General features: G+C 69.5%; 9 protein-coding genes and 6 pseudogenes. 14 read left to right on the top strand and 1 reads right to left on the bottom strand.

Going from position 1 to position 11,622, the window contains the following annotated elements; translation table 11 throughout:
• The first annotated feature begins 347 nt into the window (after positions 1–347).
• A complete protein-coding gene (locus QIT00_RS36695; RefSeq protein ID WP_282539844.1) occupies positions 348–1,532 on the top strand; it encodes an alpha/beta fold hydrolase in 1,185 nt (394 codons plus the stop codon).
• A 92-nt stretch (positions 1,533–1,624) separates the two neighbouring features.
• Positions 1,625–1,930: a DUF3052 family protein gene (locus QIT00_RS36700; RefSeq protein ID WP_408909927.1), complete on the top strand. Its 306-nt coding sequence runs from the start codon at positions 1,625–1,627 to the stop codon at positions 1,928–1,930.
• A 186-nt stretch (positions 1,931–2,116) separates the two neighbouring features.
• On the opposite strand, the pseudogene QIT00_RS36705 reads toward QIT00_RS36700, so the two are convergent.
• A pseudogene (locus QIT00_RS36705) lies at positions 2,117–2,281 on the bottom strand (pirin family protein); the annotation flags it as partial.
• 94 nt (positions 2,282–2,375) lie between these two features.
• Between QIT00_RS36705 and QIT00_RS36710 the strand changes: the two are divergent.
• The 12 genes and pseudogenes from QIT00_RS36710 to QIT00_RS36760 all read left to right on the top strand — a co-directional run.
• Complete coding sequence (locus QIT00_RS36710; protein ID WP_408909928.1) at positions 2,376–3,104, top strand: hypothetical protein; 729 nt, start codon at positions 2,376–2,378, stop codon at positions 3,102–3,104.
• A pseudogene (locus QIT00_RS39110) lies at positions 2,990–3,367 on the top strand (C40 family peptidase); the annotation flags it as partial. The gene QIT00_RS36710 and the pseudogene QIT00_RS39110, both read left to right, overlap by 115 nt.
• An 88-nt stretch (positions 3,368–3,455) precedes the next feature.
• Positions 3,456–3,764: a DUF6112 family protein gene (locus QIT00_RS36715; protein ID WP_282539845.1), complete on the top strand. Its 309-nt coding sequence runs from the start codon at positions 3,456–3,458 to the stop codon at positions 3,762–3,764.
• On the top strand, positions 3,764–4,453 hold the full coding sequence (locus tag QIT00_RS36720) for a hypothetical protein (RefSeq protein WP_282539846.1): 690 nt from the start codon (positions 3,764–3,766) through the stop codon (positions 4,451–4,453). The genes QIT00_RS36715 and QIT00_RS36720 overlap by 1 nt, the downstream gene beginning before the upstream one ends.
• A 27-nt stretch (positions 4,454–4,480) precedes the next feature.
• Positions 4,481–5,791, top strand: a complete 1,311-nt coding sequence (locus QIT00_RS36725) for an SCO6881 family protein (protein ID WP_282539847.1) — start codon at positions 4,481–4,483, stop codon at positions 5,789–5,791.
• A gap of 168 nt (positions 5,792–5,959) precedes the next feature.
• Positions 5,960–7,432, top strand: coding sequence for an SCO6880 family protein (locus QIT00_RS36730; protein WP_282539848.1), 1,473 nt, complete (start codon positions 5,960–5,962; stop codon positions 7,430–7,432).
• A gap of 37 nt (positions 7,433–7,469) precedes the next feature.
• A complete protein-coding gene (locus QIT00_RS36735) occupies positions 7,470–7,922 on the top strand; it encodes a DUF6238 family protein (RefSeq protein WP_282539849.1) in 453 nt (150 codons plus the stop codon).
• Positions 7,923–7,947: 25 nt separating this feature from the next.
• Positions 7,948–9,453, top strand: a pseudogene (locus QIT00_RS36740) (ATP-binding protein).
• A 23-nt stretch (positions 9,454–9,476) separates the two neighbouring features.
• A pseudogene (locus QIT00_RS36745) lies at positions 9,477–10,141 on the top strand (IS5 family transposase); the annotation flags it as partial.
• A pseudogene (locus QIT00_RS36750) lies at positions 10,128–11,045 on the top strand (type IV secretory system conjugative DNA transfer family protein); the annotation flags it as partial. The pseudogenes QIT00_RS36745 and QIT00_RS36750, both read left to right, overlap by 14 nt.
• Positions 11,042–11,272 carry a hypothetical protein gene (locus QIT00_RS36755; RefSeq protein ID WP_282539850.1) on the top strand — a complete coding sequence of 77 codons (231 nt, stop codon included), beginning with the start codon at positions 11,042–11,044 and terminating at the stop codon, positions 11,270–11,272. The pseudogene QIT00_RS36750 and the gene QIT00_RS36755, both read left to right, overlap by 4 nt.
• A pseudogene (locus tag QIT00_RS36760) lies at positions 11,269–11,415 on the top strand (DnaB-like helicase N-terminal domain-containing protein); the annotation flags it as partial. The gene QIT00_RS36755 and the pseudogene QIT00_RS36760, both read left to right, overlap by 4 nt.
• Positions 11,416–11,622: the final 207 nt, after the last annotated feature.

The raw sequence follows: 11,622 nt of genomic DNA on the forward strand, positions 1-11,622 counted from the left end.
GGGCCACCCCGGCCCTCGCCCGGGCCGAGGCCGACAGCCGGTTGAAGGTGCCGTCGGCGGGCCAGCGGACAGACCGGCGTACACCGTGACCAGGTAGCACGGCGCCAACTCCACCGCCGAGGGTGCTGGCAGTGTCAGCGAAGGCGCGCAGTTCCCTCTGACCGGAGAATCCCGCGATGCGGAGGCGGGCAGCGAGTGGGATCCCCATACCGATGTTTAGTCCATACATGGGGCACTTCGGCGTATCTGCCCAATACAGTGCCTTGGCTCGGATAGTTAGTGGATCTTCCTGATTCCCTGACCGAGGAGACCTCGTGCTTTGTCGTCGTGCCCTGGGCGGGCGTGCTGTGGCAGCGTTCACCGCCTCAGCCTGCGCTGCGCTCACCGTCCCCCTGTCCGGCGAGGCTTCAGCAGCCGAGCACCTGGGCACGCAGCGGCCGACGAGCCTGCCCGCCGCGAATGGCGACGTGCTCAGCTCGGAGCCGGGCGTCTTCTACCTGGACCCGCTCAAGGCGATCAAGGTCAAGGCGAGCGTGCACCGGATCATGTACCGGACCACCGACCGGGCAGGGAAGGCGATCGCCGTCACTGGCACCGTGCTGAACCCCCGAACATCCCCGTACGGTCAACGCCCGATCGTCGGCTTCGCCCCCGGCACCCAGGGCCTGGCGGACAAGTGCGCTCCCTCCCGCCAGTTGGCCGAAGGCACCGAGTACGAGGCGCTGCCCATCAAGAAGCTCCTCGATGAGGGCTATGCCGTGGTGGTGACCGACTATCAGGGACTCGGCACGCCGGGCGTGCACACCTATATGGACCGCGAGGCGCAGGGCAGGGCCGTACTGGATTCCGTGCGGGCGGCGCAGCGTCTGGATGCCGTGGGTCTCCCGGACGCGGGCCCGGTCGCGCTGTACGGCTATTCCCAGGGCGGCGGCGCGACGGCGTCCGCCGCCGAACTGGCCCCGACCTACGCACCCGAACTGAAGATCAAGGGCGCTGTCGTCGGGGCTCCCCCCGCGGACATGAACAAGGTGGCCGACCGTATGGACGGCTCCCCCTACGGAGCGTTCTTCAACTACGCCCTCTCCGGCCTCGCCGCGTCGTACGGCATCGACACCGCCCCCTACCTGAACGCCCGCGGCAAGCGCGTGACCACCGACCTGCGGGACAACTTGTGCACCACGCAGGCCCTCGCCAAACATCCGTTCCTGAACTCGCGCTTCCTGACCGTGGACGGGCGCCCCCTGACCGAGCGCCTCCAACGCGCCCCGTGGGACGCGATCGTGGCCGAACAGCAGCTCGGCAAGCGCAAGCCCGCGGTACCCGTACTGCTCTCCCACAGCGCCCTCGACGACGTCGTCCCCCAACAGGTCGGCAAGACCCTCGCAGCCGACTGGTGCCGCCGAGGCGCCACCGTGAAGTTCTCAAGCAACCACGTCCCCGGGCACATCGCCGCGACCGCGGCCACCAGCGCCGAAGGCCTGCCCTGGCTCGCAGACCGCATCGCCAACAGGACCGCACCGAGCACCTGCTGACGTCAGCAGCGACCCACACCGGGACTCCTTGACCCCCATCGCGCCGACCCGTCCGGGGTGCCACCTCGTCCTTCGGGCGGGGACCACCGGACATGAACTGGAGAGAAGGAGCCGTACGTGTCAGCAACAGCTGGACAAGCGCAAACCGCAGAAACCCTGGCGGAACGGCTCGGATTCAAGCCGGGCCAGGTCGTCCAGGAGACCCCCTCGTTGACGGGAGGAACCTCCTGGCCAACGCCGGGCACAACTGGCTGCTGACTCCGAAAGCCGGACGAGAGGCCTACGTCGAGCCCGGCGGCATCCGCAAGGCCGCGACGACAGCTGGCCTCAGCCAGAAGGCGAGCATGGGCGCGGCCGGCGACTGGACGGGCACCCGCCTCGTCGCTCCCACCGAGTAGATGGTCCGCGACCCGGCCACCGCAATCGCGTGCAGCCGAAGGGCCCGTTCCAAGGCTGGGAACGGGCCGCCCGCGCCAAGAGGACGGCGAGCACTTCCGCCCTAACACCCTCAGGCAGTGCCGTAACCGCACCAGCAGGCTCACGCCACGGGCATGAACTCGTCTCGCGTATGATGAAACCCCTGCTCAGCGCACCCGACCCCGTGGTTTCAGCGGTACTGCGGGGAGTTCCGGGGCGGGTAGTGAAGCCCCGTTGTAGCCCTTCACTTCACCGAAGCGATCACCGTCCATCCAGTCCGAACGGGCCTGCGCGATCTCCTCGTTCGAGCGCCCGATGAAGTACCACCACATACCACGTAAGTAGCGGTTCTCCCCAGGTCAGGGGCATAACTGACCCTCGGGCGTCAGCAATTCGTCAGCATTGGGATCCGAGGAGTCAGCACACGTGGCAACCAAGACACTGGCCCATGGCATGGGTACGTACTTCAAGGACTGCGAGCACGCCGAGTCGCGGTGGTCCAAGTGCCCGCACCTGTACAAGATCAGGTTTCGGGACGCGGCGGGGAAGCAGACGGTGGAATCCGGGTTCGCCACCCAGAACCTGGCCATCGAGCGTTTGACGGAGATCTACAACGCGAAGAAGGCCGCTCCGCACACCCAGCAGCAGAGCAAAGCCGAACGCGTTCAGAAGTACGGCACGATGCAGTTCACTAGGTACACCACCGAGTGGAAGGCAAGCCAGCGCGACTTGGCCGAAGCCTCGGTCCGACATCTCAACTCGCTTCTGGAGCACCACCTTTACCCGCTGCTGGGCAGCCGTCGCATGGCCACCTTCGACCACAAGGTCGTCGACGGATTCATTCAGACCATGGAGCGCAACGGCGTAGGCCTTGCCACCCAGTCCAACGCCTACGACAAGTTGAAGGCGATCCTGCTCGACGCTCACCGGCTCGGCCTCTACGCCGACAACCCCCTCGACGGCGTCAAGCCACCCCAGTACGACCCCGAGCGCAGCGTCATCCCGTCCGTAGCGCAGCTCCGCACCATACGAACGGCCGGCGACGATACCTCCGGTGGGCGCTCGGCCAGCTCGGCACGCCGTACCAGTGGGGCGGAACCTGCAAGAACTCCCACGGCAAGAACGCCATGGGCCGGTGCGACTGCTCCTCCCTGATGCAGCAGGCGTACAAGGCCGCCGGGGTCACCCTGACGCGGACGACATACACGCAGGTCAAGGACGGCAAGGCGGTATCGGTCGACGCCCTTCAGCCGGGTGACCTCCTCTTCACCGAGGGGACGGCCGCCGTACCCGAGCACGTCGGCATGGCCATCGGGCAGGGCTTGATCGTCCACGCCCCGCGCACCGGCGACGTGGTCCGCATCACGACCCTCGCGTCCTGGAAGCAGCAGATTCTCGCGGCCCGCCGAGTCGTCTGACCCGCGCTCCTCCTCTCCCCTCATTCTTCGCACCGCCGCTTCGCCCCCAACGGGCTTTGGCATGCAATAAATCGCACTGGAGTTCCCCATGTATCTCGCCGACCAGGTCATACAGCTCGCCTACGACCCCGGGATCAGGCCGAACGAGGGCGGTCTGCCGGGCCTGTCCGTCCTCAAGCCGGTGATGGGCTCCATCAACCTCTTCGGCCTCATCGCCGTGGTCGGGGCCCTCGCCATCAGCGCTGGCGTATGGGCCTGGGGCCACCACTCCGGCGGCCACCAGGCGGAGGCGAACGGCAAGAAGGGCGTGCTGGTAAGCGCCGGTGCAGCCCTTCTGCTGGGTGCAGCGAACGGCGTGGTGGCCTTCTTCAGCACGCTCGGGACGCAGGTCCACTGATGGCTCCGCACTCCACCCACCCCGGCGGCGCATCTCGCGTGCGCCGCCGGGCGCTGCTCGGCACCACCGTCCTGGTGGTGCTCGTCGCCCTCGCCGGCCTGGCCGCGTACCTCACCCGCGACGGCAGGAGCCCCGCCAACGCCTCTGCTCCACCGTCGAGTTCACCCACCGCTGCCTCCCCATCCGCGTCGCCCTCCGGGCCTCCCGCTCCGCGCACCGGCCCTCGTGACCTCCCGACCCAGCCGAAGACCCACAACCCGATCGCGTACGGGAAGGCAGCAGCGGCAGCGCTGTGGTCCTACGACACCCGTGCGTACTCGCGGGCCGAGCTGCGTAAGGCCCTGCACGGCTGGTTGACCAAGGAGGCGAAGTACGCCGACACGGCGTCGGTCGACAAGGTCGTCCCATCACGCGTGCTGTGGAAGGAGATGGCCGCCAACGACCAGTCCGCCACCGCCAAGGTGCACGAAGGGCACTTCCCGAACGCCTTCACCCAGGCCCTTCAGGAGGACCCCGGGGCGATCACGCAGGCGTACGTCTACGCCGTCACGGTCTCCGGCAAGCAGTCGATCGCCTGGAAGGGCTCGCCCGACGGCGGCGCTGAGAGCCGTTCCACCACCCTCGCGGTCCAGTGCCGGCCCAACCATCCCTGCGCTCTGGTCGGCGTCATGCCGTCCGTCGCGCTCTGACCCCCGTCCGAGAAAGGAGGTAGCACCATGGGAGTCTGCGACTTCCCCATGATGGACAAGGTGTGCGGCGCAGTCGACTTCGCCACCAACCCCGCCGGGGCCGTCACCGACGGCATCGGCGCGTGGATCGCCAAGTCGGCGGGCGAGCTGGCGGCCAGCGCGGCCGATCTCGCCGCCAAGGCCGTCAACAAGACGACCGCCATCGACCTCAACGCCGGATGGTTCCGGGACAACTACGAGCTGCTGCTGCCCATCGGGCTCGCCCTGACCGTCGGCATCTTCTGTATCCAGCTCATGTTCGCGGCCTGGCGACGCAATGAACGCGCCCTTGCTCAGGCGGCGTTCGGGACCATGACCGGCGTTCTGTTCAGCTTCTCCGCCATCGCCTTCACCACCGTGGCTATCACGGTGGTCGACGCCCTGTCCGACGGCCTGTTCCAAGCGGCCAACACCTCCGTCGACGACGCGATCCGCCGCGTGATCAAGGTCAATCAACTGGGGGCCATGTACGGCCTCGGCTGGGCCATCCCAGCCCTGGTCGCCGTGGGATGTGCCATCGGTGCCTTCCTCTACTGGGGCGTCATGGTCGCCCGCAAGGTCGGCGTGCTCATCATAGTCGCCCTCGCCGTGTTCGCCGGGGCCGGTGGTGGCTGGGAGGTTGCCAAGCGGTGGCGGCGCAGCTGGATCGAGGCCACCGCCACCTTGATCGTCTCCAAGCTCCTGATGACCGTCGTCTTCCTCATCGGCGTCTCCGCCATGGGCAAGACCGACACCAGCGACGGGATGGGTGCCCTGTCCGACGCGATGGCGGGCATCGTCGTGATGGTCCTCGTATTGCTCTGCCCCTACGCGACGTACAAATTCGTCCACTGGGCCAGCGACGGCGGCGGCCACGACGACCTGCACCGCACCAGCGTCGCCGGCATGGCGGTAGCCGCCGGAGCGGCGAAGACTGCGGGCACCCTGGCGATGCAGGCCAAGACCGGAACCCCCGCCCCCCAGGGGCCCAACAAGGTCCCCGGTGCAGGCACCGACGGCGTCGCCTCCGGCATCAACCCCTCCGGCGGCAACCTCAGCAAGGAGGGAATCGACGCCGGCCCGCCCAAGCAGCAGACCCGCTTCCGGTACGGCGAGAACCCGAACGCCACCGGCGACAAGGGCCGAGCCCTGATCCAGCGACCCGGGATCCCACCGCTCATCACGCGTCCCGGCGAGGACGGTTCCGAGGTGCACGTCCAAGGTGTTACCGGCAGCTCCGATCGGCACGTCGGCACGTCGCCACCTGGCGGCGGCATGACGTATACGGGCACCGCGCCGCCGTCTCCCACCGGACGGTAAGCCACCGGGTCTTTCGACGCCGTCGGGCCCCTGACACACCACAGCCGGGGCGGGCCGTACTCCACGGCCCGCCACCCAACTCGCCGATCTAGTAGAGGAGTTCGCCATGACTTCCAGAAGAGCGCCGCGCGCCCCGCCTTCCGCCCGCTCCCACCGTCTGGAACCAGCATGTCCGGCAAGCACCAGGCCGAAGCCACCACGGCCACCGTGAAGTTCCCCCACCGCAGCAGGCGCGGCATTCTGCTCGGACTGACCGCCCCGCAACTGATCGTCGCCGGCCTCACCGGCCTTCTCCTTCTCGCCGTGGTCCTCACCCGCGGCGTGGTCGGCGCTCTTCAGCTCATCCCGCTGTGGGCCGCGATCGCCCTCCTTGTCTTCGTCCGCCACCGGGGCCGTGCCCTGGCGGACTGGGCTCCGACCGTCACCCGATACGTTCTGCGCCGGATGCGAGGCCAGCTCGTCTGGCTCACCCGGCCCTCCCGCCGACCGACCCGCGAAGGGCTCCTCCACCTTCCCGGCACCGCAGCCAGCCTGCGCGTGTTCACCGCGCCCGATGGCCGCTACGGTGCGGTCCACAATCCGCACAGCGGCACGCTGACGGCCGTGGTCAAGGCTTCCTCCCGCGCCTACGCGCTGCTCGACCCGGGCACCCAGCAGGCCAACGTCAGCGGCTGGGGACGGGCGCTGGCCGCGCTCGCCCGCGCCGGGCAGATCGCCCGCATCCAGGTGATCGAGCGCACCGTCCCGGACTCCGGCGACGCCCTGCGCCGCTACTGGGAAGAGCACGGCCAGCCTCACACCCCCATGGCTGGCGCGATCTACAGCGAGCTGATCCAGAGCGCGGGCCCGGCGGCGGCCCCGCACGAGGCGTACGTCGCGGTGTCGCTGGACACCAAGGCGGCGCGACGGCTGATCAACCAGGCTGGCGGCGGTCTGACCGGGTCCTTCAGCGTCCTGGCGCAGCTGACCTCCACCTTCGATCAGGCCGCGCGGACCGCCGGGCTCAACCCCACCGTCTGGCTCGCCGCCCGCGAGATCGCCGCCGTCGTGCGCACCGCCTACGACCCCAAGGCCCTCGCGACACTGGACCGGTGGGCGACCGCCGGTCGTCCCGAGGCCGAGCCCGCCGCCGCCGGACCGGTCGTGGTCATCGAGAAGGCGGACCACATCGCGACCGACTCGGCCGTCCACGCCACGTATTGGGTGGAGAACTGGCCCCGGACCGAGACCTCGGCCGGCTTCCTGCACCAGCTCCTGTTCACCGGCGGGGTCCGTCGCACGCTGTCGCTCTCCTACGAGCCGAAGGGACTGGACGCCGCACTGCGCGATGTCCAGCGCAAGAAGGCCAGCGTGATCGCCGATGCCGCCGAGCGTGCCCGACGCGGCCAGGTCGACTCCGAGGCGGACTCGATCGAGTACCAGGACATCAAGTCCCGCGAGCGTCAGCTCATCGCGGGCCACGCCGATGTCGCCCTGACGGGGCTGCTAACCGTCTCGGCCGACTCCGAGGAAGAACTCCGGGCCGCCTGCGCGGTTGTGGAGACCGCCGCCGTCGGCGCCCAGCTCGACGTACGGCCGCTGACCTGGCAGCAGGCCGAAGCGTTCACAGCCGCCGCCATGCCGCTCGCGCTCGCCGTCTGACGTTGGCTCGGCGTTCCCTCTCTTCGAAAGAGCCCTCATGTCCCGCACCGCCAACCCGACCGCGCAGGACTTCGTGCCCTTCGCCACCGCCGCGCTCGACTTCCACCGCGCGCTCAACATCCCCGGCGGTCCGCTGGTCGCCGCCCGCGCCGAGTTGGACGCTCTGCACGCCCACCTCGTCTCGTTGTACGGCCTGCTGGACGCCCACGCCGCCCGCTCCGGGCAGCTCGTTCCGGCCGAGGGCGACCAGCTCCGCGCAGCCCGAACCCGCATCTGGCAGGCCGCCGAACACGTCCACGCCGCCTACCACTCGGCGCCCCGGCCGTACTCCGGCGAGCTGCCCGAACCGGAGGCGTGCAAGGCCGGACTGCCCGAAGGGGCACCGGAGTTGACCATCTGTCAGCGCCACCAGCGCACCGCACACCTGGTGCGCCGCCGCACCACCCCGGCCGACCTGCACACGCCGTTCACCGGCCTCGTCCGCCGCTGACCTACCCCCCGTCTGGAGAACGTTCATGCCCCGCACGCGCGCCAGCACCTCTACTATCTACGTACCGCACAAGGCATCACGTGCCGAGCAGAGGGCCGCCCGAGCCGGTTTCGCCGAGGCCCGCCGCCAGGCACGTCTCGCCGGAACGCCGACCAAGCACCGCGCCGAAGTGGCCGTCGACCCGGAGCTGCGGCCGACCTATCCGCCGTCGGGTCGTCCCGGTCCGGCCTCGGCCCGCGGCGGCAAGCTCAACCTGCCCGCCCACCGGTGACCACCGCCACGGCTTCCGGGGCCTATCCCTTCGTGGCCGAGGGCGGCCTGGGGGCGGAGGGGATCTTCATCGGTCGTGATGTCCACGCCGAAGCGGCGTTCTGCTTCGACCCCTTCGCCCTGTACAACAGCGGCCGGATCGAGGGCTTCACGAACCCGAACGCGGTCCTCGCAGGGATCATCGGCATGGGCAAGTCGGCATTGGCGAAGTCCATCGCCACCCGGTCGATCGCCCACGGCTACCGGATCTACATCCCCTGCGACCCCAAGGGCGAGTGGACCGGCGTCGCGCAGGCCCTCGGCGGCTACAGCATCGCGCTGGGCCCCGGCCTCCCGGGGCGGCTAAACCCGCTGGACGCCCCGGCCCGGCCCTCCTCCGTCAGCGAGGACGACTGGGCGACCGAGGTCCGGAAGCGCCCCCTGCTCCTCCTGGCCAGCTTGGCGCGCACCGTGCTGAAGCGCGACCTCCAGCCGATGGAGCACACCGCCCTGGACCTCGCCCTCGACCTGGTCGTCGCCGAGGCTGCCGCCCGTGGCACGGTGCCGCTGCTCGGCGAGATCGCACACGCCCTCGGCGCGCCCGAGCGCCTCGATCGGGCCCTCGGCCACCAGGCCGGGGCGCCTGGGGCCCGCCGCTCAGGACCTCGCGCACGCCCTGCGCCGGCTGGTGCACGGCGACCTCAGCGGCATGTTCGACGCCCCTTCGACGGTGGCCTTCGACCCGACCACGCCGATCCTGTCCATCGACCTCTCCCGCCTCGGCAGCTCCGGCGACGACACCGCGCTGGTCCTCGCGATGACCTGCGCGAGCGCATGGATGGAATCCGCCCTCGCAGACCCCGAGGGCGGGCGACGCTGGGTGATCTACGACGAGGCGTGGCGGCTGATGAGGCACGTCGGCCTGCTGGAACGGATGCAGTCGCAGTGGAAGCTCAGCCGTGGCCTCGGCATCGCGAACCTCATGGTCATCCACCGTTTGTCGGACCTGCTCTCGGCTGGCGATGCCGGCTCGCGCGGCCGGGTGCTCGCCGAAGGCCTCCTGGCCGACTGCTCCACCCGCATCATCTACCGCCAGGAGCCCGACCAACTCTCTGCCGCCGCGTCGCTGCTCGGCCTGACCGGCGTCGAAACCCAGGCAGTGTCCGCCCTGACCAAGGGCAGGGGTCTGTGGAAGGTCGCCGGTCACTCCTTCATCACGCAGCACATCCTGCACCCGGCGGAGCGCGAGCTGTTCGACACCGACGCCCGCATGACCGCCTAGGGGGTGTCTTCAAATGATCTTGGATGGTGGATCATGGTCCGGTGATACGCCGACATGAACTGTCCGATGCCGAGTGGGAGTTCGTCCGGCCGCTGCTGCCTGAGTCGTTGCGGGGCAGGAAGCGGTTGGACGACCGCACCGTGCTCAACGGGATCGTGTGGAAGTTCCGCACCGGGACGGCTTGGCGGGATGTGCCTGAGCGATACGGTCCGTGGGCCACGCTGCATACCCGTTTCCGCAGGTGGGCCCTGGACGGCACGTTCGAGCGAATGCTCCGGGCCGCCCAGGCGGGGGCGGACGCGGCCGGCGACATCGACTGGCTCGTGTCGGTCGACTCCACCGTGGTCCGCGCCCACCAGCACGCTGCCGGGGCCCGAAAAGGGGGTTCCGCAGGCCAGCACTCGGACGGTCCCGGGGCGGCCTGACCAGCAAGATCCACCTGGCGTGCGACGCCCTGGGCCGCCCGCTCTCCTTCACTGTCACGAGTGGCAACACCAACGACTGCACCCAGTTCACCGCCGTGATGGAGGCGATACGGGTTCCCCGGATCGGTCCCGGACGGCCGCGGGTCCGGCCCGACCGCGTCCTGGGCGACAAGGGCTACAGCTCGAAGGCCATCCGCACCTGGCTCCGGCAGCGCGGCATCAGCCATGCCATCCCCGAACGGGCCGACCAGATCCGCAACCGATGTCCTGGCCTGGCTCGCCACTCCGGCTGACCGCACTCCGGTGGACCTGCTGACCGATGCCGGACACAACGCGGTCGCCGCCCAGCTCCAGGGCACTGTCTCCGGCGCGACCGAGACCCGCGACGGCATCTTCGAGACGGCAAGGCAGTACGCGAGCTGCCTGCTCGACTCGGACGTCGCCGCATGGGTCACGCCGAACGAAGACCTCGCCGAGTTCAAGCCCTTCGACTTCGCCAGCTCCCGCGACACCCTGTACCTGCTCAGCAAGGACGGGGGCGGCAGCGCGAGCGCGATCATCGCTGCTGCGGCCGACGCCGTGATGCGGGCGGCCGTGATAGTCGCCGAGCGCTCCGGCGGGCGGCTCGATCCGCCCGCCCTGTGCGTCCTCGACGAAGCCGCCAACGTGTGCCGCATCTCGGATCTCCCGGACCTCTACAGCCACTTGGGCAGCCGGGGCGTCATCCCCATGACGATCCTGCAGTCCTACCGGCAGGGCCAGCGGTGTTGGGGCGAGGCGGGCATGGACGCTCTGTACTCGGCCGCCACCGTCAAGATCATCGGTTCGGGTATCGACGACACGGACTTCGCCGACCGCCTCAGCAGGCAGGTCGGCGACCACGATGTCCAGACGACTTCGGTGTCCACGAGCGAGAGCGGCAAGTCCACCTCGGTGAGCATGCGCACCGAGCGGATTCTGCCACCCGACGCGATCCGTGCCCTGCCCAAGGGGAAGGTGCTGCTGCTGGCCACCGGCATCCGAGTCGCCATGCTCAACCTCAAGCCCTGGTACAAGGAGCCCTCCGCCAAGGTGGTCGGGCCGGCCTCCGCCCGCGCCACGAAGGCGATCACCGAGCGGGCCCGCGCGAAGACCATCGGGCGCGACGACCTCGGACTGTCGGCATGAGCGCGCCCACGCCGCGTCCCAGGCGGCTGCCACGCTCGCCGGTTGTTCTGCACGACGGCCAGTGGTGGCTGGTCGGCAGGGCAGGCTCGATCCCCGCAGCCGATCCCGCGTTCACCACCGGGCTGGACGACTTCGCCCAGGCGATGGCCGCTGCCGACCGCGCAATCCACGACCTCCGCACCCGGCAGAGCGAGCCCTCCGGCTTCGATCCGGCGGGCCGGCGATGAACCCACTTCTGAGCGCCGAGCAGGCGGTCCTCGGCTCCGTACTCCTCGACCCGAACCAGCTCTCGGACCTGGACTGGCTCGCACCGGATCACTTCTACCGGCCGATCCACCAGGCGATGTTCGCCGCGCTTCGCAAGGTCCGCTGGCCTACTTCGGCTTCCACAACACCTACCGCTACGAGCGCGAGTACGTGTCGCTGGACAAGTACGAGATCTTCGAGGCCGAGAGACAGAGGGCCTTCTTTAACTGGGTTCGCTACTTCACCCCAGATGAGCTGAGCGGTGAGCTGCAGTTCGCCGCCACCGTGGCGATGGCGAGCAGTGCCTGCTGTGCCGGTGTCGCGGGGGGGT

This window comes from Streptomyces luteolus (genome assembly GCF_029968015.1).
Lineage (GTDB): Bacteria > Actinomycetota > Actinomycetes > Streptomycetales > Streptomycetaceae > Streptomyces > Streptomyces luteolus.

Bases quoted from the DNA above. Each gene is read 5' to 3' on its own strand.
- QIT00_RS36700 (WP_408909927.1), top strand. From the start codon at position 1,625: ATGAACTGGAGAGAAGGAGCCGTACGTGTCAGCAACAGCTGGACAAGC.
- QIT00_RS36725 (WP_282539847.1), top strand. From the start codon at position 4,481: ATGGGAGTCTGCGACTTCCCCATGATGGACAAGGTGTGCGGCGCAGTC.
- QIT00_RS36735 (WP_282539849.1), top strand. From the start codon at position 7,470: ATGTCCCGCACCGCCAACCCGACCGCGCAGGACTTCGTGCCCTTCGCC.
- QIT00_RS36730 (WP_282539848.1), top strand. From the start codon at position 5,960: ATGTCCGGCAAGCACCAGGCCGAAGCCACCACGGCCACCGTGAAGTTC.
- QIT00_RS36715 (WP_282539845.1), top strand. From the start codon at position 3,456: ATGTATCTCGCCGACCAGGTCATACAGCTCGCCTACGACCCCGGGATC.
- QIT00_RS36720 (WP_282539846.1), top strand. From the start codon at position 3,764: ATGGCTCCGCACTCCACCCACCCCGGCGGCGCATCTCGCGTGCGCCGC.
- QIT00_RS36755 (WP_282539850.1), top strand. From the start codon at position 11,042: ATGAGCGCGCCCACGCCGCGTCCCAGGCGGCTGCCACGCTCGCCGGTT.